Origin of the sequence: Massilia genomosp. 1 (genome assembly GCF_011682185.1) — a bacterium.
GTDB classification, from domain to species: domain Bacteria; phylum Pseudomonadota; class Gammaproteobacteria; order Burkholderiales; family Burkholderiaceae_D; genus Telluria_A; species Telluria_A rubra.
In genome coordinates this window covers 16,924-42,973 of the sequence record NZ_WHJF01000013.1, presented here as the reverse complement: position 1 = coordinate 42,973, position 26,050 = coordinate 16,924, and the positions used below count along the sequence as shown (strand labels likewise).

Sequence of the window (26,050 nt, the reverse complement as noted above, 5' to 3'; positions counted from 1 at the left end):
GCGGTCTGTACGGTCACACACGCTGGCGGCGCGCCGGCGTCGTTGCGTACCCGCGACGGATAAATCCAAATGTAGGAAGTTGTATTGACAGAGTGAAAGAATTTCTTTAAAACAATGACATCTCAACATTTTTGAAAGACACCATGACTCCGATCATCATCATTGACGGCGACGACAATAATAACCAACTGAATGGCGGATCGGGGCCGGACGTGATCAACGGAAAAGGCGGTGACGACTTCCTGTTCGGCGGCGACGGCAACGACACCCTCGACGGCGGCGCCGGCAAGGATATCCTGGACGGCTCGCTCGGCGCCAATACCTACCGCTGGGGGCGCGGCGCCGGCCAGGACATCATCGTCTCTGGCGGCCCGCGCGATGCCGGCCTGAACGTGCTGCAACTGGGCGAGGGCGTGTCCGCCTCCGACCTGCGCCTGACCCGCTACAACGACGATCTGGTGCTCGCCATCGCCGGTACCGAGGACCGCTTGACCGTCCATCGCTTTTTCGGTCAAGACATGTCGTACAGCGGCGGCATGGCCTGGGGCTATCCGATCAGCGTCATCCGCTTCGCCGACGGCGCCGGCTGGGATATCCAGGCGATCCAGACCAGGGTGGCGATGCAGGACCGGCCGATGCTGGTGCTCGACGAGCAGGATAATACGATGAACGGCCCGTTCCTCGACGGCGCTGGCGGCAACGACATGCTGTACGCCAACGGCCCGTCCGTGCTGCTCGGCGGCAGCGGCAACGATACCCTGCTCGGTTCCTACGGCAACGATGTGCTGCTTGGCGGCAGCGGCGACGACAGCCTGGCCGGCGGCTTCGGCAACGATTTTCTCGATGGCGGCGCCGGCAACGACCTGCTCAACGGCGACGGCGGGTACGACACCTACCGATTCGGCCATGGCAGCGGGAATGACAGCATCGACGCGCCCAAGTACGGCCAGGGAGATGTGCTGACCATCGATATGACGGCCGGGGTCCAGGCCGCTACCCTGACGGTGCTGCGTACCAGCCCGAACAGCCCGGACCTGGTGCTGGAACTGCCGCTGAGCGGCGAGCGCCTGACGGTCAAGGATTACTTCCTTGCGCAGCGCACGGTGAGCATCCACTTCGCCGACGGCAGCGTGATGAACAAGGCGACGATCGACATGCGGGCCCAGGGCGCGATGCCGGTCAACACCGTCAGCGGTACCGAGGGCGCCGATTCCCTCAATGGCACCTATGGCAGTGACATCCTGCGCGGCGGCGGCGGCGACGATACCCTGTCCGGCCAGAATGGCGACGACCTGCTGGTCGGCGGCGACGGCAATGACATGCTCGATGTCTTCCAGGGCAACGATGTCGCCGACGGCGGCGCCGGCAACGACCGCATCATGCTCGGCGAGGGCAACGCCACGCTGCTGTTCGGACGCGCCTCCGGTCATGACGAGCTGTTCCCGATGTACGGGGTCGGCGGCGTCACCACGGTGCTGCTGGAAGCGGGCATCGGCGCGGCCGATATCGTCCTGACCCGCAGCAATGGCGGCCAGGGCCCCGAGTTGCTGATCAACGTAGGAGGGGCCGGGGCCAGCCTGCGGGTGGGCGCCTATTTTCCGCCGATGGACGCGCAAGGGCCTGCCATCGCGCTGCAGTTCGCCGACGGCACCCGCTGGGACAAAGCGCTCATCGACAGTATGCTGTTGACCGGTAACGACGATAATAATGACCTTCGCGGCACCGCCGGCAACGACCGTATCGACGGCCGCGGCGGCCACGACATTCTCCACGGCATGCAGGGCAACGACCTGCTGCTGGGCGGTGCCGGCGTCGATGCGCTGCTCGGCGGCGAGGGCGACGACACCCTCAACGGCGGCCAGGGCGACGACTACCTGGACGACAATGCCGGCAACAACACCTATGTGTTCGCGCGCGGCGACGGCCGTGACATGATTTTCAACAATCTCAGAACGCCGGAACTGCGTTACCAGAGCATCGTCTTCACCGACGGTATCCGTCCCGAGGAAGTGCATCTGCAGCGCATCAGCCGCGGCGGCTTCGACGACCTGGTGCTGACGGTCGACGGCGCGCCGGACCAGCAAATCACCTTGCAGGCCTACGTCTGGAACGACCCGATGTACGACACCAATATGCGGCTGAAAGAAATCCGCTTCGCCGACGGCAGCAAGTGGGACGCGGCAGCCATCGCGCAGCGCTCGAACCAGGGCACCGACATGGGCGATACCATGAGCGGCGGCGAGGGCAATGACGTCCTCGACGCCAGGGGCGGCGACGACATCCTGTACGGCAAGGGCGGCGACGACACCCTGATCGGCGGGCGCGGCAACGACCAGCTGGTCGGCGCGGAGGGCTCCGATACCTATGTGTTCAACCTGGGCGACGGGCGCGACTTGCTGATCGACACGCGCGAGACCAGCGGCGTGGGCAACACGCTGCGCTTCGGCGCCGGCATCACGTCCGCCGACCTGCGCCTGACGCCGATGGGCAACAGTCTCGAGCTCGCCTATGGCAAGCAGGGCGACGCCATTTTGCTCAGCACTGGCGGCGCGCCGGGCACCGAGAGCGCCATCAAGCGCATCGACTTTGCCGATGGCAGTGTCGGCTACCCCAGCGATTACTTCAACCAGGCGCCCGTGCTCAAATTGCCGCTGGCCGACCAGGCAGGAACGCCGGGCCAGCATTTCAAGCTGACCTTGCCATCGGGCATGTTCAGCGATCCCAACGCGGGCGACGTGCTGAGCCTGATGATGGCGCAAAGTAACGGCTCGGCGCTGCCCGACTGGCTCCATTTTGATGCCGCCATCGGCATGCTGGAGGGCACGGTCCCGCAGGGCTTGCAGGCCAGCTTCCCGCTGCGCGTCACCGCGAAAGACCAGGCCGGGCTGCATGCCACGGATGACTTCATCCTGGCCGTGGGCGCCGCCAACAGGGCGCCGACCGTCGCGCTGGCGCTCAAGCCCGTCACGACCTACGAAAACAGCGGGTTCAGCGTGCGCACGCCGACCTTTGCCGACGCCGACATCGGCGACACCCTGAGCGTCAAGCTGCGCATGGCGGACGGCAGCGCGCTGCCCTCGTGGCTCTGGTTCGACGGCAAGGAAACGCTGAAGGCCGTGACCGATTACGAGCGCGCCGGCACCTACCAAGTGGTGGCGACGGCCACCGACCAGGGTGGCCTGACGGTATCGAGCAACATCGATATCGTCGTCAAAAATGCCAACCGGGCGCCGCAAGCGAGCGAGGCGCCCGGCACCCTCAACGCGGCGCTCGATACGGCGTTTTCCAGCGTGCTGCCGGCCCGCACCCTGATCGACCCGGACGGCGATGCCCTCACCTACAGGCTGAGCCAGTCGGGCGGCGCCGCCTTGCCGTCGTGGCTCAGCTTCGATCCGCTGACCCGCACCCTGTCCGGCACGCCGCTGGCCGGGGCCGCCTCGACCCTGTCGCTGGTGCTGGGCGCGACCGACAGCGCCGGCTTGACCGGCGCCATCGGTTTCAAGCTCAACATCGCAGCCGATGCGGTGCGCAACCTGGCCGGTACGATCGATGCCGATGTGCTCAGCGGCTTGTCGGCCGGCGACACCTTGTCGGGCCAGGCCGGCAATGACCAGCTCAACGGCCTGGGCGGCAACGACCTGCTCGACGGCGGCCTGGGCGCCGACCGCATGGCCGGCGGAAGCGGCGACGACCGCTACCTGGTCGATGCGGCCGGCGACCAGGTGGTCGAACTGGCCAACGAAGGGCGCGACACGCTGGTGGTGTCGGTCGGCTACACCCTGCCCGTCAATGCCGAGGTACTGGTATTGGGCGGTGCCGGCGCGCTGGCCGGCTACGGCAATGGCGTTGATAACGTCTTGTATGGCAATAGCGGGAATAACTTCCTCAACGGCAACGGCGGCAACGACCTGCTGCAGGGCGGCGCCGGCAACGACAGCCTGGTCGATACCCTGGGCAAGGGCCTGTTCGACGGCGGCAGCGGCACCGACACGCTCAGCGGCGGTGCGGGTAACGAGATGTACATCGGCGGCGCCGGCAACGACATCATCACGACCGGCAACGGGATCGACATCATTGCCTTCAACCGTGGCGATGGCAGCGATACGGTCACCCCGGGCAGCATTGCCGACAATGTGATTTCGCTGGGACGCGGCATCACCTACGCCGATTTGACGTTCAAGAAGGCGGGCAGCGACCTGGTGTTCGGTACCGGCGCCGGCGAGCAGATCAACCTGAAGAACTGGTTCGCATCGGCCAGCAACCACAGCGTGGGCAAGTTGCAGATCTTCATCGATGGCAGCAGCGATTTCCTGGCCGCTTCGCCGCTGGCCATGAACAGCCAGAAAATCCAGCTGTTCAACTTCGATGCGCTGGCCGGCAAGTTCGAGCAGGCGCTGCTGGCCGATCCGGCGCTGGCCAGCTGGAGCCTGGCGCCCGAGCTGGCCGGCGCCTGGATCAAGGCGGGCGGCAATATGGCCGTCGGCGGCGACCTGGCGCAGCAGTACGCCACGGCCGGCACCCTGGCCAATGTGGCCCAGGTACCGGCCTTGAACATCATCGGCAGCGGCAGCTTCGGCGACGGCCAGTACCTGACTTCGGCGATCAACCTGGCCGATGGTTCCGGGTTCCTGATCTAAGCCATGCAAAAGGGGCCGCATGGCGCGGCCCCTTCGATTGTCTTGATGGCCGCGCAAGCGGCCATTTTTTCTTGGAAGGCAAATTTAGCTTGCCACACTTTAAAACCGCTTACGCTGCAAAAACCCGCTTTTTATGTGGCTTTTAAGGTAAAATTGTCTCTAAGTTAATTTCAAGGGGGCATGATGTTGAAGCAAACCTGTATGTTTGGACTCATCTGTGGTCTGGTATCCGGTGCGGCCAGCGCCCACATGACGGCCTCGAGCACCATTTCCAATTTTTCATATCAGTTGATTGATCTCAATCCCAACGACGGGGTTGTGGCATCGCTGATCTGGCAAGCCGTAGCGCCTGCAGGGCACCGCATGGATTCCACGGTCTATGTGCTCGGCGACATTCCAGCACGGCAGGTTTACGATGAGGTATCCGCACGCGGAACCCGCCTGCTCGAACCTTTATCCGTGAGCATGACCAAGCTGCACGGCAGCGGATCGGCCAGCGTCACTGGCGCACTGGGGAAGGAACTGACACTGCACACGTCGGTGACGTCCGCCACAGAGGCACCGGGTACGGAAAGCCCCTCGCGCTGGACTGCACAATCGTCGACTGGCTCGATTCCTTTCATATTGTCACCCAATACGGCTGTCATTTTTTCCGCCGACCTTAGCGGCGGTGGAACGCAAGGCATACCCGGGGGTATTTCGGACGGCGGCTTGGGGGCACGAACTAATCTGGGAGGCAACTGGCAACACCTAACAGATCGGGGAAGCTGGTATTCAGAGTCAGGGCCAAGCTATATGAAGCGGCTTGAACTCACAGTATCGAATGTCTACGCCTACAGCACCACAAATTTCGTGGAGGCAAACGCCAGGAGTTTTCTCTACGACGCGGCGGGCGCGGTACCGGAACCGTCTTCCTGGATGATGCTTCTGGCCGGACTCGGCATTGCCGGTTTTGCAAGCCGCCGCGCCAGTCGGATGGGGCGATAAAGACGTCCTTGTCTGCGTCCAAACACTGTTTTTTTCTCAATAGCACCTTCGATGCGTGTCAAGGTATGCGGCACGCCCGGTAGAGCGGCGGCCACCTCGGCCAGCAACGCCCGCAGGCCCGCATCGGCTGCCCGCAGGCCGCGCAGGTCGTCAGGAGCGTGTTCAGCCGATGTTCATCGGCCGGTTCGGCACGGGCTGTTCGTCTGACTTTCTTCGACTGAGATAGGCTCTTAGCGCAGGCGCGCCAGATGTCTGCGCACCGACAGCACCGCCCCGGCCAGGCCGAGCGCGGCGCTGACCGCCAGCAGCAAGCCCATGAACAGAGGGTTGAGCGGCGCCAGCTGGAACGCGGAGCCGTACAGGCGCGCGAATTCGCCGATGGCCGTATTGAGCGGCTGCAGCGACAAGGTCACCGCGCCAAGCGCCACCGCGCCGGCGCACAAGCCCAGCAAGCCGCCGGTGTAATAGAAGGGCCGGTGGATAAAGCCGTCGGTCGCGCCGATCAGCTTGCTCACGGCGATCTCGTCGCGCTGGGTCAGCACTTGCAGGCGGATCGTATTGAACACTACCGCGATGACCACCATCCCGAGCGTGACGGCCAGCAGCAGCAAGATCAGGCGCAGCACGCGCAGCAGGGCGGCCAGGCGCTTGACCCAGGCCGAATCGACCTGCACCGCGTCCACGCCGGCCACGGTGCGCAGGCGCGCGGCGATGGCGTCGACGCTGCCCGCTTCGCTCACCGTCCTGAAACTGTCGAGTTTGAGCACATAGCCGTCCGGCAGGGGATTTTCGCCCAAGGTGGCCAGCACGTCGGTCAGCCCGGTCTTGCTGTTCAAGCTCTCGAGCGCCTGTTCGCGCGGCACGAACACGATGCGCGAGGTGGGATCGGCCAGGATGGCGCGGATCGCCGGTTCCATCGCCAGCGCCTGCGCGCGCGTGGTGTCGGCTTTGGCGAACACGCTGATTTCGGGCTCGACCGAGAGCTGCTCGGACATCGGCCGCACATTGTCGAGCAGGGTCAATCCGGCGAACGGGAGCGTGAGCGCGATGGCCACCACGATCACATTGAACAGGAAACTGAGCGGCGACTTGCCCAGCTGGCCGAGCGCCGAGCCGATGGCGAAACTGTGTTGGCGGAACCAGCGCTTCATGTGGCGTCTCCCACCACGGCGCCGTGGTCGAGCCGGATCACGCGCGCGCTGTTCTGGCGCGCGGCGTCGTACAGCACCAGTTCGTCGTGGGTGGCGATCAGGCAGGTCACGCCCACCGAATGAAAGGCGCGCAGGGCGTCGAGCACCTTGTCGGCGCTGGCGCGGTCCAGGTTGGCGGTCGGTTCGTCGGCCAGGATGATCTGCGGGCGGTTGACGATGGCGCGCGCGATCGCCACGCGCTGCTGCTCGCCGCCCGACAGTTCGAGCGGGCGCGCCAGCGCGCGAGCTTCCAGCCCGACTTTCTCGAGCGCGGCGCGGGCCCGCAGTTCGGCCTCGGCCTTCGAGGCCCCGGTCACCAGCAGCGGCAGCATGGTGTTGGCCAGGATCGAGCGGTCGGTCAGCAGGCGCTGCTGCTGGAAAATCAGGCCGAGCTTACGCCGCAGGTAGGGCAGGCTGGCGTTTTTCATGCGCCCGATATCCTGGTCGTTGACCAGCACGCTGCCCGAGGTGGGGCGTTCCATGGCCGCGATCATCTTCAGCAGGGTCGACTTGCCGGCGCCGGACGGGCCGGCCAGGTAGACCAGCTCGCCGCGGGCGATGTTCAGGGTCACTTCGCGCAGGGCGATGGCGTCGCCCGGGTAGGTCTTGGAAACAAGCCGGAATTCGATCATGAATGCTTATCCCAGCAGCGCCTCGACGAATTCGTCGGCGCTGAACGGTTGCAGGTCTTCGATTTTTTCGCCGACCCCGATGAAGTACACGGGGATCGGGCGGGTGCGGGCAATCGCGGCCAGCACGCCGCCCTTGGCGGTGCCGTCGAGCTTGGTGATGACCAGTCCGGTCAGTTGCAGGGCGTCGTCGAAGGCCTTGACCTGGGCCAGCGCGTTCTGGCCGGTGTTGCCGTCAATGACCAGCAACACTTCGTGCGGGGCGCCATCCATGCCCTTGCCGATCACGCGCTTGATCTTTTTCAGTTCTTCCATCAGGTGCAGCTGGGTCGGCAGGCGGCCGGCCGTGTCGACCATGACCACGTCCATCTTGCGCGCCTTGCCCGACTGGACCGCGTCGAAGGCGACGGCGGCCGGGTCGCCCGACTCCTGGGCGATCACGGTGACATTGTTGCGCTGGCCCCAGACCATCAATTGTTCGCGCGCGGCGGCGCGGAAGGTGTCGCCGGCGGCCAGCAGCACCGATTGCTCGTACTTCTGCATGTGCTTGGCGAGCTTGCCGATGGTGGTGGTCTTGCCGGCGCCGTTCACGCCCGCGATCATCATCACCAGCGGTTGGTGGCGGCCCAGTTCGAGCGGCTTGACCAGCGGGCGCAGCATGTCGGTCATGAGCACCTTGAGCGCCGCTTTCACGGCGGCGGCATCGACCAGCTTGTCTTCCTTGACCTTGCGGCGCAGCTCGGTGAGCAGGAAATCGGTGGCGTCCATGCCGGCGTCGGACATGAGCAGCGCCGCTTCGAGTTCCTCGTACAGGTCTTCGTCGATGCGGGCGCCGACGAACAGCAGGCTCAGGTTGCTGGAAGTCTTGGACAGGCCCGCTTTCAGGCGCGCCATCCAGGAACTCTTGCTGTCGGCGTCGTTGCCGAGGCGCTCGGCGGTTTCGGCGATCAGTTCGGTGCCGAAGGCCGGCACGGGCGGCGCCACGAAGGTCGAGGTGGCGCCGTAGCGGCGCGTTGGCGGCGGGGCGGGAGCGGCTGCGGGCGGCGATTCGGCCACGGCGGCCACCACGGGCGTGACTGGCGCGCCTGGTGCGGGCGGAGAGGGAGCTGCGGGCGTTGGCGGCGGAAGATCGGGAGCGGGTGGTTTTTTCTTAAAAAAACTAAACATGGGAATGTGGTGGAGGGCGCAGCATGCTGATGCCCGGCGGCGCCGGGCACGACGAAATCGATGCCGCGTATTTTACCAGAGCAGGGCGGGGTTTCCCCGGCCGGACTGCCTAAGAGCCTATCTCAGTAGATTTGGGGAAGCTGATGGCGATGCATGGCAAGCGAGGGCAAGGCGCGAGGAGGCCGCATGGCTAGCCATGCAACGACGAGCAACGCGGCACTCGCTTGCCAGGCGCGCCAGCAGCGACTCCGATCTACTGAGATAGGCTCTAACTCGCAACGGCCGTGTTTTGCGCCCGCCAGCGTTCCACCGCCGCATCGATATCGTGCAGGTCGAGCACCCGGTCCGGCCCGAGATGGCGCCGCGCCAGCGCCGCGCAGCTGCCACCGGCCCACACCTGTACCCGTTCGCCCAGCCGGCTTTGCAGCTCGATCACATTGTCGACCGCCGCGCGCGGCGACATCACGCTCGAAAACGACAGCGCCACGATGTCGGCGCGCTGCACCCGCGCCGCGTCGACGATGTCGGCCAGCGGGGTCTGCACGCCCAGCGAGACGCAGTGCGCTCCTTCCAGCGCGAACAGGGCCTCGGCCATCAACAGGCCCAGGCCGTGGCGTTCCTGGGGCACGGTGGTGAGCAGGATGCGCGGGGTGGCGTCGCTCTGGCCCACCTGCTGGTTGGCCGAAAAGATGGCGTTTCTCATCGCGCTTTGCAGCAGTTCGGCGAACAGGTGTTCTTCGAAGATGGCCAGGCCGCCGGCGGCCCAGGTTTCGCCGACCAGCGTGGTCAGGGGCGCCACCAGTTCCAGCACGAAGCGGCGCAAGCCCAGTTGCAGCAGGGACTGGGCCATTTTCTGGCGCAGCTCGTGCATCTGGTGTGCCTTGATCATGGCCAGGCACTGGCGCAGCACCGGGTCGTCGGCGTCGCCGGCGATCGAGCCGGCGCCGGACTTGCTGGCCATATTGCTCAGCTCATCGGTACTCAAGTGCATGATCTTGCCGGGCCGGTAGCCCATGTCGAGCAGGCGCTTGACCACGCGCAGGCGCGCCACCTGCTCGAGCGGATACAGGCGCTCGCCGTTGGCGTCGCGCTGCGGCTGCGGAAACTGATAGCGCCGTTCCCACACGCGCAGGGTTTCCTTGGGGATGCCGGTGTCCCGTTCAACATCGCTGATGCTGCTGAAAACGGCAGTGGTCGATGCTTGGCTCATTGTCGCATTCATGGTTTGTTCAGGACATCGTCCTGATTGTAAGTTGAAATGATATACAGAAAACTACTCTTTGTATCAGCTTGTTTTCATGCCGGGATCTGAGCCCGACATGATGCCATGCCTGGTGCTGTTGCAGCTTCGTACGAAATCGCATTTCTTGAATCCAATTTCCTACCCGGTGCGTATAAATCCATACTAACTCAGTTTGTCATGGACAAATCGTTGACATCCTTCATTATTTGTCGGATTATCCGTCAGGTGGTGAGTTTGTCCTAGACAAAACAAGAAAACAGGTGGATGTGATGAAGATAGCAGTGATTGGGGCGGGGATTTCCGGTTTGTCGTGTGCGTACCGGCTTGTCCATGGCGGGGCGGAGGTGAGCCTGTACGAGGCGGGGGCTTACTTTGGCGGCCACAGCAACACCGTGGACGTGACCCTGGACGGCGTCACGCACGGCGTGGACACCGGTTTCCTGGTGTTCAACGAGCGCACCTACCCGCAGCTGATCGCCCTGTTCGTCGAGCTTGGCGTGGAAACGGCGCCGAGCGACATGTCGTTCTCGGTCAAGCTGCCGCTCGGGCCCGAAGCCGGCGCGCGCGTGCTGGAATGGGCCGGCAGCAATCTCGACACCCTGTTTGCCCAGCGCGGCAACCTGCTGCGCCCGCGCTTTTTGCGCATGGTGCGCGACATCCTGCGCTTCAACCGCCAGGCCACCGCGCTGGCGCTGGCCAATCGCATGCCGGCCATGTCGCTCGGCGAGTTCCTCGACCAGCACCATTACAGCGAGCAGTTCCGCGCCTGGTACCTGCTGCCGATGGCCGCCTGCATCTGGTCGTGTCCATCTGAGCAGATGCTGGCCTTCCCGGTCGCCACCTTCATCCGCTTCTGCCACAACCACGGCCTGCTGCAGGTGAGCGACCGCCCGCAATGGCACACGGTGCGCGGCGGCTCGCGCAATTACGTCGACAAGCTGCTGGCCGCGATTGCCCAGCGCCGCCTCGGCACGCCGGTCACTTCCGTCACGCGCAACCCGGCCGGCGGCGCGCGTTCGGTGCGGGTCGATACGGCCCTTGACAGCGAACAGTTCGACCATGTCGTCATGGCCTGCCACAGCGACCAGTCGCTGGCGCTGCTGGCCGACGCGCGCGAAGACGAGCGCTCGGTCCTGTCGGCCGTGCGCTACCAGCCCAACCGCGCCGTGCTGCACACCGACGCGAGCTGCCTGCCGCGCAGCCGCAAGGCCTGGTCGGCCTGGAATTACCAGAGCACGGCGTCGGCCACGCCGCAGGTGTGCGTCCATTACCTGCTCAACCAGTTGCAGCCGCTGCCCTTCAAGACGCCGCTGATCGTCTCGCTCAACCCGATCGACGAGCCGAATCGGGCGCGCATCATCAAGTCGTTCGACTACGCGCACCCGGTGTTCGACGACGCCGCCGTGGCCGCGCAAGGGCGCCTGGCGCACTTCCAGGGCCGCCAGAACACCTGGTTCGCCGGCGCCTGGACCGGCTACGGCTTTCATGAAGATGGCCTCAAGTCGGGCCTGGCCGCCGCCGCCGCCTTGACGCGCCTGATGCAGGGAACGCAGCATGCGGCGGCCTGAGCCCGCGTCCGAGCCGCGCCCGCAGCTGTGCTTCGGCCAGGTGCGCCACACCCGCCTGCGGCCCGTCTTCAACGCCTTTGCCTACGCCACGTATTACGTGCGCCTGCCGCTGCGCGCGATGGCCGCGCAGGGCTTCGGCTGCGCGCTGTTTTCGCGCAACCGCTTCAATTTGCTGTCGTTTTCCGACGCCGACCACGGCGACGGCAAGGCCCCGCTGGTCGACTGGATCGACGCCCTGCTGCGCCAGGAAGGCATTCTCGACGCCGATGGCGAAGTCTGGCTGCAAACCATGCCGCGCGTGCTCGGCTTCGTGTTCAATCCGGTCTCGTTCTGGTTTTGCCACCGGCGCGACGGCGCCTTGCGCGCGCTGGTGTGCGACGTGCGCAATACCTTCGGCGAACGCCACTTGTATGTGCTCGACACCGGCGCCGACATCGCCAACGGCCAGGAACTGCATGCGCGCAAGGTGTTCCACGTCTCGCCGTTCTGCGAAGTGCAGGGCGGCTACCGCTTCCGCTTCACCCACCTGCTGCGCATGATCGACGGCCAGGCAGTTGAGTGTACGCTGGCCTGCATCGACTACGACGACGCCGACGCTGATGTCGACGGACCACTGCTGCGAACCAGCCTGTCCGGCAGCGCCGCGCCGATCACCAGCGCCAGCGTGGCGCGCGCCTTCTTCGGTTTTCCGCTGATGACGGCCGGCGTGGTGGCGCGCATCCATCTTCAAGCGCTGCGCCTGTGGCTGCGGCGCGTTCCCTTCTTTTCCAAACCGATTCCACCCCAACATAAGGTAACCCGATGAGCTCCCAATCCCTGCCATCGCTTGTTCCGGCCGCGCCGCGCCTGCGCGCCGCCACGCCCGCGCCGTCGTCCGCCAAAGTCATTCTCAAGCTGCTCGAGAACCTGAAACACGGCGCGCTGACCTTGATTACGCCGGACGGCGCGCAGCGTCACTACGGCGACGCCCCGGTTCCCGTGATCCTGGAGCTGAACAACTGGAACTGCTTTTCGGCGGCCCTGCGTTCGGGCGACATCGGCTTTGCCGAAAGCTATATCGACGGCGACTGGCAAACCAACAACCTGACCGGCCTGATCGCGCTGCTGGCGCGTAATCGCGCCGCCATCGAAACGCTGGTCTACGGCAGCTGGTGGGGCAGCCTGGCGTATCGCATCAAGCACCTGTTGAACCGCAACAGCAAGTCCGGCAGCCGCAAGAACATCCACGCCCACTACGACATCGGCAACGCCTTCTACCAATTGTGGCTCGACCCGTCGATGACCTATTCGAGCGCCTTGTATACAGAGGCCAGTGGGCGCGACCTGGAACAGGCGCAGAAGGCCAAGTACCGCCGCATCCTGCACCAGCTGGAGGTTTCGCCCGGCCAGAAGGTGCTGGAAATCGGTTGCGGCTGGGGAGGCTTCGCCGAACTGGCCGCGCGCGACGGCCAGGTCCATGTGACCGGGCTGACCCTGTCGGAGCAGCAGCTGGCCTACGCCAGAACGCGCCTCGACCAGGCCGGCCTGGCGCACAACACCGACCTGCGCCTGTGCGACTACCGCGACAGCGACGGCCAGTACGATGCGATCGCCTCGATCGAAATGTTCGAAGCGGTGGGCGAGAGCTACTGGCCAAGCTACTTCGAGTGCATCGCGCGCAACCTCAAGCCGGGCGGGCGCGCCTGCATCCAGACCATCGTGATCGCCGACGAGCTGTTCGAGCGCTATCGCAAGGGTACGGACTTCATCCAGCAGTTCATCTTCCCGGGCGGGATGCTGCCGTCGCCGTCGGTGTTCGAGCGCATGGCCTTCGAACATGGCTTGAGCGTGACCAGCCAACACCGTTTCGGCATCGATTACGCCGATACCCTGCTTGAATGGCGCCAGGCGTTCCACGCGCGCCTGGACCAGGTGCGCGCGCAGGGCTTCGACGAGCGCTTCATCCGCACCTGGGAGTTCTACCTGTGCTACTGCGAGGCCGCGTTCCGTGAAAAGAACACCGACGTCATGCACTTCACCCTGACGAAAGCCTGAGATGCGGCGCCGCCAGCTCCTGCTGTCCGCCTGCGCGCTGATGGTCGTCAACTCGGCCAGCGCCGCACCGGGCCATATCGAAGAACACCTGGCGCAGGCGCGCGTGGCCGGCAAGGGCACCTTTACCTGGTTCGGGCTGGCGATCTACGAGGCCGAACTGTGGGTGGGCGAGCAGGGCTACCGGCTTGATGCTCCCTTTGCTGCGCCGTTTGTGCTCGACCTGCGCTACGCGCGCAAGCTCGATGGCGTCAAGATCGCCGAGGCCAGCGCCGAGCAGATGGAAAAAACCGGCGCCGGCACGCCTGCCCAACGCGCCCAGTGGCTGGCCACCATGAAGACCATCTTCCCCGATGTAAAGGAAGGCACGCATATCAGCGGCGTGTTCCTGCCCGGCGCCGGCGCCCGCTTCTACCTCGATGGCAAGGCGCTGGCGACGGTACACGACCAGCAATTCGCGCACGCCTTTTTCGGCATCTGGTTCGATCCCGCCACCAGCGCGCGCGCCCTGCGCACCGCACTGCTCAAAGACGCCGCCCCGCGATGAGCCGCCTGTCGCTGGCGAAGCTGCTCGCGTATGGCCTGTTCGGCCTGCCGCTGGCGATGGTCGCGTTGCCGATCTATGTTTACCTGCCCCAGTTTTACGCCGAGCGCGCCGGCCTGTCGCTGGCGCTGATCGGCGCCGTGCTGCTGGCCGCGCGCGTGGTGGCCGCCTTGATCGACCCGCTGCTCGGCTGGTGGATCGAGCGCGGGCAGGGCGCCTATGCGCGCTATGTGGCGCTGGCGCTGCCGCTGCTGCTGGCCGGTTTTGTGGCGCTGTTCCATCCGCCGGCGCTGGGCAGGCTGGCGACCATGGCCTGGTTTCTCGGCACGCTGATGCTGGTCTACCTGGGGTTGAGCATCGCCACCATCGCGCACCAGAGCTGGGGCGCGGCGCTCACCCAGGCCCCGCTCGAACGCGCGCGCGTGACCGGCGTGCGCGAAGCTTGCGGCCTGGCCGGCGTGGTGCTGGCCGCCGCGGTGACCGGCGCGGCCGGCTACGACGCATTGACTCTCGCCTTCGCCGCCACCCTGGCGGCGGGCGGCGCGCTGCTGCTGGCCCGCTCGCCGCGCCCGCTGGTCAAGGCGGCGCTGGAAACGCGGCCCGGCTGGCGCGCCATTGCCGCGCCGTTTCGCCAAGCGCCGTTCCGTTCCCTGTTCGCGGTGCTGATCGTGAACGGCGTCGCCTCGTCGATTCCAGCCACGCTGTTTCTGTTTTTCGCGGCCGACCGGCTCAAGCTGGGGGCCATGTCGGCCCTGTTCCTGATCGTGTACTTCGCTGCGGCGGCCTGCTCGATGCCGTTGTGGATAGCCGCCGCCGCCCGCTTCGGCGAAGCGCGCGCGTGGGCGGCCGGCATGCTGCTGGCGGCCGCCGTTTTCGTCTGGGCGTTCGGGCTCGGTGCGGGCGCGAGCATCGCCTTCGGCGTCATCTGCCTGCTGTCCGGGCTGGCGCTGGGGGCCGACCTGGCGCTGCCGCCGGCGCTGCTGGCCGGCGTGATCGCCGGCGCCGGTCATGCAGGCGGGCGCGAAGCGGCGTACTTCGGCGTGTGGAACTGGGGCGTGCAAATGACCCTGGCGCTGGCCGCCGGCATCGCCCTGCCGCTGCTGGCGTGGCTCGGCTACGCGCCCGGCGCCGGCGGCGGCACCACCGCGCTGGCGGCGGCCTACGCGTTGCTGCCGTGTACCCTCAAATTGCTGGCCGCCGCCATGTTGTGGCGCGCGCCGCTTCGTCACTGTTAATCACCAAAGGATAGCCCCATGAAACTCCACCAGATCTTTGCCGCCGGCGCCCTGGCGCTGGCGCTTGCCGGCTGCAGCACGCCCACGCCCGACACCTACGCACAACAGACCCCGGCGCTCGACATCAGCAAGTACTTCAACGGCACGCTGGACGCGCACGGCATGTTCCAGGACCGCTCCGGGGAAGTCATCAAGCGCTTCGTGGTGCAGATGCGCTGCACCTGGAATGGCGATACGGGCGTGCTCGATGAAGATTTCGTCTACTCGGACGGCACGCGCCAGAAGCGCATCTGGACCCTGACCCGCACCGGGCCGGGAACGTTTACGGCGACCGCGGCCGATGTCGTCGGCGCCGCGCGCGGCACCGTGTCGGGCAATGCGCTGCGCTGGCAGTACGTGCTGGCGCTGCCGGTCGACGGCAAGGTGATCAACATGGACATGGACGACTGGATGTTCCTGATCGACGACAAGGTCATGTTGAACCGCACGGCGATGAGCAAGTTCGGCGTGAACCTGGGCAGCGTGACCTTGTCGTTCACCAAGCGCCCTGTGGCGGGCGCGGCGCCGCAATGAACCCGCGCGTCAAGCAGTGGCGCGGGCAGCGCGTGTGGATGATCGGCGCGTCCACCGGGATCGGCGCAGCGGCGGCGCGCCTGTTGCTCGACCTGGGAGCGCGCGTGGCGTTTTCCGCGCGCAGCGCCGACAAGCTGGAACAGTTGGTGGCGGGCGAGCCGCGCGCGCTGGCGCTGGCGCTCGATGTGACCGACCGGTCCAGCGTGGACGAGGCCTGCCAGCGCATTGTGGCCGAGTGGAGCGGCGTGGACCTGGTGCTGATCGTCGCCGGCGGCTACAACGAGATGCGGGCGGACGCGATCGACCTGGCGGCGGCCAACCGGATGATCGACCTGAACCTGCGCGGCGCCTTCAACTGCCTGGACGTGGCGCTGCCGGTCTTGCTCAGGCAGGGCGCCGGCGGAATCGGCATTGTCGCGTCGGTGGCCGGTTTCGGCGGGCTGCCCAAGGCGCTGGTGTACGGGCCGACCAAAGCGGCGCTGATCAACCTGTCGGAGTCGCTGTACCTGGACTTGCGCTCGCGCGGGATCGCGGTGTACCAGATCAATCCGGGGTTTGTCGACACCCCGCTCACGGCCAGTAACGACTTCAAGATGCCGGCGTTGATGAGCGCCGCCGATGCCGCGCATGCGATGGTGGACGGGATCGAGCGCGGCCACTTTCATATCCATTTTCCGAAGCGCTTCACCAACAGCATGCGCCTGGCGCGCCTGCTGCCGTACCGCCTGTATTTCTGGCTGATCCACAAGGTGACCGGATTATGAACCGCGCGCCGGAGCTGGCACGGCTGGTGCGCTTTTACGAAGGCATCGAACGCGGGTCGCTGCGCGCTCACATCGAGCGGATCTACGCGCCCGATGCGCAGTTCAAGGACCCGTTCAACGAGGTGCGCGGGGCCGGGCCGATCGTCGCCATCTTCGCGCATATGTTCGAGCAGGTCGAGCAGCCGCGGTTTGTGGTGACGTCAACCGTGCTGCAGGGCGACGATGCCTTCTTGACGTGGGAGTTTCTGTTTCGGATGAAACGCTTTTCCACGGCGCCGCAATGCATTCGCGGCGCCACCCGGATCCGCTTTGATGCGAGCGGGGCTGTCATGACGCATCGGGATTATTGGGATGCCGCCGAGGAGCTTTACGAGAAGCTGCCGATATTGGGAAGCGTGATGCGCTGGCTCAAGCGGGCAGCAAATAAATAGGCTGTATGGACTGACCCACATATGCATCAATCCGGCGCAAGATTAACTAGGCTTTTATCGAAAAAGGGTATAAATTATTACGAAACTATGACAGGAGGCAGTGTGAAAAGCCCAGACAATTTCAGCTTGTTGATTTCGCCGGAGACAATTCATGTGGCGGGGTCGATGTGGATACGCAATGTCATTGGTTTGGCGTTTATCGCCACCGTGGCGTGTTTCTTTACAGCACCGGTAACCGAAGCCAAGAGTGCCTATGACCGCCCGCTGCCTCTGCCAGCCGAGCTCGGTCTTGAACTGCTGCCGCAGGCGCAGTTGCTTAGTTCGCAGTAATTCCCAATTCCCCGGCCTGCCACGCTCGTCGTTACACAGATACATCGTCGTTCCCGCGACGGCGGGAACCCAAGTTTCCAGGAGTTGCTAAGAAACTTGGGTTCCCGCCGCTGCGGGAACGACGGTTTTGCGGGTAGCGCTTCCTTGATTACTTGATCGCTTTCGCCGCCTTGGCCGCTTGCGCCGTCTTGCGAATCGTCTCCAAGGTCGCATTCGGGGTAATCAAATTCCCGTCGTAACGCAACTCGATCACCGCCGGCAAGGCATTGTCTCGGGTGTGCGCCAGCGCGCGCGCCAGGGCCGGGCCGAATTCCGCCGTGGCATTGACCACCTCGCCATGCGCGCCATACGCCTTGGCCAGTTCCGCAAAGTCCGGGTTATGCAAGCTTGTGCCCGATACGCGGCCCGGATAATCCCTTTCCTGGTGCATGCGGATGGTGCCGAACATGCCATTATTGAAAACAATAATGATCACGCCGGCCTTGTATTGCACCGCGGTCGCCAGTTCTTGTCCATTCATCATGAATTCGCCATCGCCGGCAAACGTCACCACCGTGCGTGAGGGATCGACAATCTTGGCCGCGATGCCGGACGGCACGCTGTAACCCATCGCGCCATTGGTCGGCGCCAGCTGGGTGCGCATGCCGCCATACCGATAAAAGCGGTGCGCCCACGAGGCGTAATTGCCGGCGCCATTCGTGATAATCGTCTCGCGCGGAACTTGCGCCATCAGTTCCTGCACCACTTGCCACAGGTCGAGCGGGGCCGTGCCATCCTTGAAAACCGGCGGCTGTTCCTGATAGGCGGCCAGCTCGGCCTTCGCCTCGGCGACCGTGCCGCGCCAGGCGGACGGGTCGACCGGCTCCATCGCGGCCAGCATGGCGCAGGCTTGCGCGGCGCCGCTGTTGATCATCAGCTCGGCCTGGTACACGCTGCCCAGTTCCTCGGCGTCCGCATGGAAATGCACCAGGCGCTGGCTTGGCACGGGCGAGGCCAGCAGGGTGTAGCCGCCGGTGGTCATTTCGCCCAGGCGCGGGCCGATGGCAATGAGCAGGTCGGCGTTTTTGACGCGCGCGGCCAGCTTCGGATTGATGCCGATACCCACATCACCTATATAGTGAGGGTGGGCGTTGTCGAGCAGGTCCTGGAAGCGGAAGGTGCAGCCGACCGGCAGCGCATTGGCTTCGGCAAAGCGTTGCAGGTCGGCGCAGGCCTGGGCGTTCCAGCTGGCGCCGCCAAGCAGCACCACCGGACGTTGGGCGGCGGCCAGCATCGCGCGCAGGGTGGCGATCTGGGCGGCGGACGGCGACGCCTGCACCGGCTGGTAGCGGCGGGTGTCGGCCACGGCGGCGGTGTCGATCAGCATGTCTTCCGGCAGCGCCAGCACCACCGGGCCGGGGCGGCCGCTGGTGGCGACCTGGAAGGCGCGCGCGATGTATTCGGGAATGCGGTCGGCGCGGTCGATCTGGGTGACCCACTTGGCCATCTGGCCGTACATGCGGCGGTAGTCGATCTCCTGGAACGCTTCGCGGTCGATGAAATCGTTGCCGACCTGGCCGATGAACAGGATCATCGGGGTCGAGTCCTGGTAGGCCGTGTGTACGCCGATCGAGGCATTGGTGGCGCCGGGGCCGCGCGTGACGAAGCAGATGCCGGGTTTGCCGGTCAGCTTGCCATAGGCTTCGGCCATGAACGCGGCGCCGCCTTCCTGGCGGTTGATGATGAAGCGGATATCGGAGTCGTGCAGGGCGTCGAGCACGTCGAGGTAGCTTTCGCCGGGAACCCCGAAGGCGGTGTCGACGCCGTGAATGTTGAGCGCATCGACCAGAATCTGGCCGCCACTGCGGGAAGGGTGCGTCATGGAGTCTCTGCCTGGATGGTTGAGTATGCGCCATTCTATGCGAGCCGATTCGGGCAAGCTTTTGAAATTACGACATTAAATATCACAATTTCTATCCCCGCCGGACCGCGTGCGACATTGTGCTGCCTCAAACCCACGCAATATGGCAGGGCTAAGGTGGATATTTCCTTGACCTTCGCCAGCCGCTGTACATGGATCTGCTGATCATCCTCGTCCTCGTCCATCGGGGCGCTGCCCGGCGAAGCGGGCGGGGCGTACCAGATCCTGGCCGGTTTCGTGCTGGAGCAACTCGGGCATGTGCCGGCCGCGTCCGACCGGTTTGTGCGGGAGCGTTTGCTTGTCGAGGTGGTCGATATGGACAGGCACCGGATCGACCGGGTGCTGGTGACGCAGCTTGGGATGGCCGGCGGCGCTGCGCCGGCCATCCCAGGCTGGTGTGCCGCCGTCGCCGCCGCAGCCGGGTGTGAGCTGCGGCGCGATGCGGGCGGTGCCCCGATTACCTGACGCTGAGCTTGCCGGCGCCCGCGTTGCGCAGGACCGATTCGCGCACGTTGGACGCGTCGAGCACGACCGGGGTGTACGGCAGGGTCCAGCCGACCGCGGTGCTGAACTTGCAGCTCTCGCCGCCCAGGCCCAGCGCCGCGCCGTTGAGCAAGGAACCGCTGTCGACGATGGCGCCGGTTTTGCCGGACGAGCCCGATGCCTCGACCACATCGCCGCATTCCTTGGCGCCGATGATGTCGAACGCGTTGTGCTGCGACACGATCTTGGCCTTGTAGCCGACGCCGATGCTGTAGTGGTGCGGATACAGCTTGGCGTCGCGGTCGCCCTGGTAGTAATTGTTGTACACGTGAACCTTGCCGAAACGCACGCGCGGCGAGCGGCCGGTGATGTCCTGGTACAGATTGCCGTGGAAAGTCACGGTCAGGTGGCCATCGTCGGACGTGGTGCCGTCGGACGAGCCGACCAAGGTGTTTTTCTCGTGCAGCTTGAACACATTGTTCGACACGGTGACGTAGTCGGCGCCGTTCTTGATGTCGAGCGAGCCATCGTGGCACTGCTTGAGTTTGCCGTTTTCTTTCGGGAACTGGTCATCGGTGCGTGGGGCATCGGTGAAGGTGTTGTGGTCGATCCAGACGTGGGTCGCCTGGTCGACGTTCAAGCCGTCGTAGCGCGAGTTCCAGTTGCCGGTGCTGGTGTCTTTCGGATCCCACACGGGAGCGATATCGCAGGGGTTGGCGATGGTCAGGTTGCGCACGATGACGTTATCGACGCCCTTGATCATGATGCGGCCGTTGACAATGCCCGCGTCGGCGCCGACGCCGATCAGGGTGGTGTTCGATGGCAGCGAAATCAGGCTGCGCACGCCCTGGTCGGCGGGATTCTTGAACGGGCCGTCGGCGGCCATGTCGATGGTGCCGTAGATCTTGACCTGGGTCGGCTTGCCGCCCGTGTTCTTGAGCACGCCCTGCAGTTGTGAAGCCGAGCTGACCAGGAAGACATCTTTCTGCGTCGCCGCCGCGCCGCCGCGGGTGCCGCTGCTGTAGCTGGCCCAGCCCGTTGCGGGCGCCGCTTGCGTAAGCGGATCGGTGCCGGCCGGCGGCGTGGTTGGCGGCGTCGTCGGCGGGGTGGTCGGTGGCGTGGTGCCGCCGTCCAGCGGGCCTACCGCGCATTTCTTGTCGACGCCGGGATACGGATCGTTGCCGAAGGTGGCGGCGGTGCAGGCCACTTTGCCGCTGAGCGACTTGAGCACCCACTTGTTCTTGATGCCGAACGATACCTGGCGCTTGGCGGCGCCAACGTCACAAGTGCCGCCCTGGGCGGCGCATTTCGAAAAACTCTCCGGCCAGTCGGCGGCGTTGGCGGCGGAGGTGGCGAGCAGGGCGGTGCTGATCAGTGCGGCAAGAGGCAACAGTTTCATTAAAGTTTCCTTGTTAAAAATTGTCTATATTGTAATAGTGGGTATGTAGGTTGGGGAGCGCAACTGCGATCACTTTTTTTGCAAAAATGATATCGAAACCGGTATCAATCGCCGGGTGGCTGCTGGAAACTTGGTGGCATGCGCGCTGGCGCGGTACAATGGCGGGGTGAAGCAGGCCAGACAGTCGCTGGCTGGCGCGTAATGCGTCGGCGGGAGGAAGGTCCGGACTCCATAGAGCAGGGTGACGGTTAATGGCCGTCCGCTGAAAGCCGACCGGCGCAAGCCGGGGAGTATAAGGCGAGGAATAGGGCCACAGAGACGAGCGTATTCAGTTACGGTGAAACGCGGTAACCTCCACCTGGAGCAATCCCAAATAGGCACGCGTTGAGGCGGCTCGCGGAGCGTGCGGGTAGGGAGCTTGAGCGCAGGAGTAATTCTGCGCCTAGAGGAATGGCTGTCATAGCGATTGCCCGCAAGGGTCGTCGCCGTAACAAAATCCGGCCTATCGGCCTGCTTCACACTGAATAATCCGGCGCGCAAGGCGCTGGCGTGGCATGTGCGCATGCTGCATGCCGCATGCCGCAGCCACCTTCATGCAAGCCCGGCACGCTGACCATGTATGGACGGTGCTGCCGGCGTTCGCTCTCGATTTCCATTTTCGCCTACCTGCACGGCCCGTCATCGTGCCGGTGTCTTGCTTGCGTCTGCAATGCCAGGACCGGTCACCTGCACGAGAGCGGCATGCAACACTGCGGCCCAATCCAAATGTATAGAAAATATTGACCGAAGTTAAATATTTCTATTAAACAAGAATTCACCAACTTCATGGACTTTTCAAATGGCAAGCACCTGTCGCGGCACTGAATCCGAAGTCCGGAGGGCGCTTACCGGACTGGCCCCATCTGGACCATGAGACCGGCATGCTTGCCGCAACGCCAGGCTACCGCGATGCGGGCGTCAGCGTATTCACCCTGTATGGCGCCGACCGTGGCGGGATGGCGGCCAATGTGACGCTGTCGATTGAAGTCGGCAACGTCAACGTCGCGCCGGTCGTCCTGTTTCCGATGGATGCCCAGCGGGCCGAGCTTGCGCTGGCACCACCCTGAACGACGCTTCGCCGCTGCTGTACTAATCTCGGCAGTCCTGTCATCAACAGCCATTTCCGCGCGTCTTGCGCGGGAATGGCTTTTTACGCTGCGCTTGAGGAGCCGAGCGCCACAGCGGATATGTACGAGATTTATTGACAATTCATTCATATTTCTATAAAACAAATGTTCTAAAACTTTATCGAAAGCAATGTGTATGAGCGGTCTTCTTGTTGGCGTCAATCAAGTTTATGTATATGGTCTCAGTCCTCAGCAAATTCTCCCGCGCTATAACATCACGTCCGGCACCCATGATGTTCTGTGGATGCTTGGGCGCAACCCAGACGATGTGATCTTCGAGCGCCGCGATGACGATCTGCTCATCGCGGACCGCAGCGGTGGCCGCCACATGACCATCAACGCCTACTTCGCCAAGTGGATGGGCTTGACAAATACCGAACAGCCTCATCTGATCGAAGAAATTCGCTTTGCCAATGGCATGCGCTGGGATGCGGAAGCGGTGCTGGCCCGGACCTTACTGTCGGCAGCGCCGTTGACGCAGCTCGATGAGGGCGACCATGTCCTGCACACCCTCATGCCGCTCGACGCGGGCGGCGGCAACGACGAGGTGTGGAGCGACGCCGATGCGACTCTGCTGATCGGCGGCAGTGGCAATGACACCTTGCATGGTGGCAGCGGCGCGGACGTGCTGCGCGGCGGTAGCGGCAACGACAAGCTCGACGCCGGCATGGGCAACGATGTCCTTGCCGGCGGCGCCGGGGATGACCTGCTCGATAGCGGGGCAGGCCAGGACACCATTCAATTCGGACGCGGCGACGGTCGCGACACCTTGCTGTCGTCGGCGGGGCACGGAATCGGAAGCAAGACAATCGCGCTGGCGGCCGGCATCATGCCCGGCGCGGTCGCGCTCAGCCGGGATGGCAGCGACCTGATCGTCGCGCTCAAAGGAAGCGCCGATGCCCTGACGGTGGCCGGCTTTTTTGAGTTGGACCGTCGTGACGTCCAGATCCGCTTCGCCGACAGCAGCGTGTGGAACAGCGAGCGCATCAATGAACTGACCCGTGTTTCTTTCGACAATAGCTGGATTGGCCGTGAAGAGGGTGACGAGTTCATGGCAGACGACAGAGGAGCGTTGTTAAATGGCATGGGCGGCGGCGACCGGCTGATCGGCGGCAAGGGTGCCGATGTCCTGGTCGGCGGCAACGGCAACGATACGCTGTCCGGCGGCGCGGGCGACACCATCGATGCCGGGCCGGGCGTTGACCGCATCGCGCTCGATGGCGTGGCCACGGTATTGTTCGGGCGCGATTCGGGCCTCGATGACCTCAAGCTGCAAGGACCGCAAGCGAAGGCCAACGTCGTCTTCGGGCCGGGTATCGCGCTGTCCGATCTGCGCATCGTGGCCGATCCATCCGATTTGAGCGCCTTGTTCGTGTCGCTCAAGGAAGATATGAGTTCGGAGGGAAAAATGCTCTTGCGCATTGAAGGCGATATGGGCGCCGGCACCACCCGCTTGCCGGCGCTCACCTTCACGTTTGCGGACGGCACCGTGCTCGACAGCGGCGTAGTTCAGCAACTGGCGCTGGGGAGGCACAATGCGGCCCCGATGGTCAATATCGACCTGCCTGATATGACGACCGAAGACTCGTTGCCGTTCAGCCTGGTTATTCCCGGCGATCTGTTTCGTGATGCGGATGACGACGGCGCCGGCGTCATGACCGTGCTGGACATGCCCGACTGGCTCAGCTTCGACCGCGCCACCCGCACCCTGAGCGGCACTCCCACGCTGGACAATACCGGTGAAACGCGCCTGACGGCGGTGTGGATCGACAGCAGCGGCGAGTTTGCCATGACCGAACTCAACCTGACCGTCACGCGCGCAGCCAGCGTGACGCTGACGGGCACGGCGGGCGCGGATGTGCTGACCGGCAAGTCCAATCACGACGGCCTGCGCGGCCTGGCCGGCGACGACCTCCTCACTGGCATGGAGGGCAACGATACCCTCGACGGCGGCGCCGGCAAGGACACGCTCGCTGGCGGCGCCGGCAACGACAGTTATAGCGTCGACGACGCCGGCGACGTCATCGTCGAGACGGGCGGGGGAAGCCTCGACCATGTCACCTCGAGCGTCAGCCTGACCCTGGCCGACGGCGTCGAACTGCTGACCCTGGCTGGCACGGCTGCGCTCAACGGCAGCGGCAATGACGCCAACAATCTACTGAAAGGCAACGCCGGCGTCAACCTGCTGGACGGCCTGGATGGCATCGACCTGCTGCAGGGCGGCGCCGGCAATGACGGGCTGACCGATACGCTTGGCCGCGCCAGCCTGCTCGACGGCGGGGCCGGCATCGACCGCCTGGTGGGCGGCAGCGGCAACGACATGTTCATCGGCGGCAAGGGCGCCGATGCCATCACCACCGGCACGGGCGCCGACCTGATCGTCTTCAACCGGGGCGACGGCGTCGACACCGTGCTTGGCACGCCCGGCGCCGACAACACCCTGTCGCTGGGCGGCGGCATCCGCTATGCCGACCTGCTGCTGACCAAGTCCGGCAACGACCTGGTCCTGATCATCGGGGTGGCCGAGCAGATCGTCTTCAAAAGCTGGTACGCGGCGCCGGGCAACGCCAGCATCGGCACCTTGCAGATGATCACCGCCGCTTCCACGGATTACCATCCGGATGCGCTGAGCCCGATCAACGACAACAAGGTCGAGCAGTTCGACTTTATCGGCATGGTGGCGCGCTTCGACCAGGCGCGCGCCGCCGGGGCGACCGCCTGGAGCGCATGGACCACGCTCGAGCAATTCCATCGTGGCGGCAGCGACACGGCGGCCATCGGCGCCGACCTGGCTTACCAGTACGCGCTCAACGGTAACCTGGCCAATGCCGGCGTCACGCCAGCGATCGGCATCGTCGGCAACAGCGGTTTCGGCGGCGCAGCGCAGGAATTCTTGCCAGGCGCCAGCTTGAACGACGGCTCGCCGTTGCTGTACTAAACTGAACTTGCCTGCGGCGCTGGCTGGCCGCAGGCTTCCTATCACACTCCATCGTCCGCACCGGACAAATCACTCATCCGTTGCGCAAAAGTAAGCAGATGTAATTATTTTAAGTCTTGTTGTGTCTCGCAAACCCATGTGTATAGATGAGGTTGAACATTCACTGTCTTGTCTAAGTCTCTAATTTTTCGACATATTTTCCTTTGAAGATCCTTCAAGGTAATGCGCTAAGTCCTTGACTTCATTAACAAAATTCCCTTTTAGCACGATTGAAAGCGCTTGACCGTCCAGATGGCTTCATCTAAAGTGGGCAACTGTGTGGAAAAGTGTAGTTTTGTGGGAGAGAATTCATGCTCCTGGCGCCAAAACACCGACTTCATAATAACTTTTTCAAGTGGGTAACTCGTGTTTCAAGGCGCGTCCGCAATCAATCTCGATGCGAAAGGCAGGATGTCTATTCCTTCCAAGCATCGCGACGCACTCGCAGTCCAGTGCGAAGGCCGCCTCACGCTTACCCGCCACCCGCACGGCTGCCTGCTGTTCTTTCCGCGTCCGGTGTGGGAATCGCACCGCGAGCAGATCGCCGCCTGGCCGATGTCGGCCCGCGCGTGGCAGCGTATTTTCCTCGGCAACGCTTGCGATGTCGAGCTCGATTCCGCCGGGCGTATCCTGATCTCGCCCGAGCTGCGCAGCGCTGTCGGCCTCACCCGCGAGGTCATGCTGCTTGGCATGGGCAGCCATTTCGAAATCTGGGATGCCGCCAAACTGGCCGAAGACGAGCAAGCCGCCGTCGCCGGTGGCATGCCCGATGTGTTATCTAATTTTTCTTTCTAAG

The 26,050-nt window shown here is 64.5% G+C and carries 21 protein-coding genes and 1 other RNA gene; 16 read left to right on the top strand and 6 right to left on the bottom strand.

The features are described from left to right. The first annotated feature begins 143 nt into the window (after positions 1–143). Together F1735_RS07240 and F1735_RS07235 are read left to right on the top strand one after the other, a co-directional pair. A complete protein-coding gene (locus F1735_RS07240; RefSeq protein WP_167236305.1) occupies positions 144–4,637 on the top strand; it encodes a putative Ig domain-containing protein in 4,494 nt (1,497 codons plus the stop codon). A 183-nt stretch (positions 4,638–4,820) separates the two neighbouring features. Next, positions 4,821–5,624, top strand: coding sequence for a PEP-CTERM sorting domain-containing protein (locus tag F1735_RS07235; protein WP_222852956.1), 804 nt, complete (start codon positions 4,821–4,823; stop codon positions 5,622–5,624). 230 nt (positions 5,625–5,854) lie between these two features. Here the strand turns inward: F1735_RS07235 and ftsX are convergent, their stop codons facing one another. From ftsX to F1735_RS07215, 4 genes are all read right to left on the bottom strand, one after another. Next, positions 5,855–6,775, bottom strand: coding sequence for a permease-like cell division protein FtsX (gene ftsX, locus F1735_RS07230; protein ID WP_167236303.1), 921 nt, complete (start codon positions 6,773–6,775; stop codon positions 5,855–5,857). Then, on the bottom strand, positions 6,772–7,446 hold the full coding sequence (locus F1735_RS07225) for a cell division ATP-binding protein FtsE (RefSeq protein WP_167236302.1): 675 nt from the start codon (positions 7,444–7,446) through the stop codon (positions 6,772–6,774). Before F1735_RS07225 ends, ftsX begins: the two co-directional genes overlap by 4 nt. Positions 7,447–7,452: 6 nt before the next feature. Then, complete coding sequence (gene ftsY / locus F1735_RS07220; protein WP_167236301.1) at positions 7,453–8,610, bottom strand: signal recognition particle-docking protein FtsY; 1,158 nt, start codon at positions 8,608–8,610, stop codon at positions 7,453–7,455. 268 nt (positions 8,611–8,878) lie between these two features. Beyond that, positions 8,879–9,820, bottom strand: a complete 942-nt coding sequence (locus F1735_RS07215) for a MerR family transcriptional regulator (RefSeq protein WP_167236300.1) — start codon at positions 9,818–9,820, stop codon at positions 8,879–8,881. A 302-nt stretch (positions 9,821–10,122) separates the two neighbouring features. On the opposite strand from F1735_RS07215, the gene F1735_RS07210 reads away from it, so the two are divergent. From F1735_RS07210 to F1735_RS07170, 9 genes are all read left to right on the top strand, one after another. Then, positions 10,123–11,421, top strand: coding sequence for an NAD(P)/FAD-dependent oxidoreductase (locus F1735_RS07210; RefSeq protein ID WP_167236299.1), 1,299 nt, complete (start codon positions 10,123–10,125; stop codon positions 11,419–11,421). Continuing rightward, the gene (locus F1735_RS07205) at positions 11,408–12,226 is read left to right on the top strand and encodes a DUF1365 domain-containing protein (protein ID WP_167236298.1); all 819 of its coding nucleotides are present in this window, start codon (positions 11,408–11,410) and stop codon (positions 12,224–12,226) included. Before F1735_RS07210 ends, F1735_RS07205 begins: the two co-directional genes overlap by 14 nt. Next, positions 12,223–13,455: an SAM-dependent methyltransferase gene (locus F1735_RS07200; RefSeq protein WP_167236297.1), complete on the top strand. Its 1,233-nt coding sequence runs from the start codon at positions 12,223–12,225 to the stop codon at positions 13,453–13,455. Before F1735_RS07205 ends, F1735_RS07200 begins: the two co-directional genes overlap by 4 nt. Before the next feature lies 1 nt (position 13,456). Further along, positions 13,457–13,999 (top strand): chalcone isomerase family protein, encoded by a 543-nt coding sequence (locus F1735_RS07195; protein ID WP_167236296.1) that lies wholly within the window; start codon positions 13,457–13,459, stop codon positions 13,997–13,999. Then, on the top strand, positions 13,996–15,231 hold the full coding sequence (locus tag F1735_RS07190; protein ID WP_167236295.1) for an MFS transporter: 1,236 nt from the start codon (positions 13,996–13,998) through the stop codon (positions 15,229–15,231). Before F1735_RS07195 ends, F1735_RS07190 begins: the two co-directional genes overlap by 4 nt. 18 nt (positions 15,232–15,249) lie before the next feature. Further along, the gene (locus F1735_RS07185; RefSeq protein ID WP_167236294.1) at positions 15,250–15,804 is read left to right on the top strand and encodes a DUF3833 domain-containing protein; all 555 of its coding nucleotides are present in this window, start codon (positions 15,250–15,252) and stop codon (positions 15,802–15,804) included. Then, positions 15,801–16,568 (top strand): SDR family NAD(P)-dependent oxidoreductase, encoded by a 768-nt coding sequence (locus F1735_RS07180; RefSeq protein WP_167236293.1) that lies wholly within the window; start codon positions 15,801–15,803, stop codon positions 16,566–16,568. The genes F1735_RS07185 and F1735_RS07180 overlap by 4 nt, the downstream gene beginning before the upstream one ends. Next, positions 16,565–16,999, top strand: a complete 435-nt coding sequence (locus F1735_RS07175) for a nuclear transport factor 2 family protein (protein ID WP_167236292.1) — start codon at positions 16,565–16,567, stop codon at positions 16,997–16,999. Before F1735_RS07180 ends, F1735_RS07175 begins: the two co-directional genes overlap by 4 nt. A gap of 102 nt (positions 17,000–17,101) precedes the next feature. Further along, positions 17,102–17,329, top strand: a complete 228-nt coding sequence (locus tag F1735_RS07170) for a hypothetical protein (protein ID WP_166892889.1) — start codon at positions 17,102–17,104, stop codon at positions 17,327–17,329. A gap of 148 nt (positions 17,330–17,477) precedes the next feature. On the opposite strand, the gene F1735_RS07165 is transcribed toward F1735_RS07170, so the two are convergent. Then, positions 17,478–19,190, bottom strand: a complete 1,713-nt coding sequence (locus F1735_RS07165) for a thiamine pyrophosphate-binding protein (protein WP_167236291.1) — start codon at positions 19,188–19,190, stop codon at positions 17,478–17,480. Between the two features lie 222 nt (positions 19,191–19,412). On the opposite strand from F1735_RS07165, the gene F1735_RS07160 reads away from it, so the two are divergent. After that, positions 19,413–19,694, top strand: a complete 282-nt coding sequence (locus F1735_RS07160) for a transporter associated domain-containing protein (protein ID WP_167236345.1) — start codon at positions 19,413–19,415, stop codon at positions 19,692–19,694. On the opposite strand, the gene F1735_RS07155 is transcribed toward F1735_RS07160, so the two are convergent. Further along, complete coding sequence (locus tag F1735_RS07155; protein WP_167236290.1) at positions 19,687–21,111, bottom strand: pectate lyase family protein; 1,425 nt, start codon at positions 21,109–21,111, stop codon at positions 19,687–19,689. The genes F1735_RS07160 and F1735_RS07155 overlap by 8 nt on opposite strands. 168 nt (positions 21,112–21,279) lie before the next feature. Between F1735_RS07155 and rnpB the strand changes: the two genes are divergently transcribed. The 4 genes from rnpB (at position 21,280) to mraZ (ending at position 26,049) form a co-directional block, all read left to right on the top strand. Further along, positions 21,280–21,632: RNase P RNA component class A (gene rnpB, locus F1735_RS07150), an RNA gene on the top strand. A gap of 399 nt (positions 21,633–22,031) precedes the next feature. Continuing rightward, a complete protein-coding gene (locus F1735_RS07145) occupies positions 22,032–22,217 on the top strand; it encodes a hypothetical protein (RefSeq protein WP_167236289.1) in 186 nt (61 codons plus the stop codon). A gap of 304 nt (positions 22,218–22,521) precedes the next feature. Beyond that, positions 22,522–25,215 (top strand): calcium-binding protein, encoded by a 2,694-nt coding sequence (locus F1735_RS37855; protein ID WP_308626863.1) that lies wholly within the window; start codon positions 22,522–22,524, stop codon positions 25,213–25,215. Positions 25,216–25,620: 405 nt separating this feature from the next. Further along, positions 25,621–26,049 (top strand): division/cell wall cluster transcriptional repressor MraZ, encoded by a 429-nt coding sequence (gene mraZ / locus F1735_RS07135; protein ID WP_167236287.1) that lies wholly within the window; start codon positions 25,621–25,623, stop codon positions 26,047–26,049. Position 26,050: the final 1 nt, after the last annotated feature.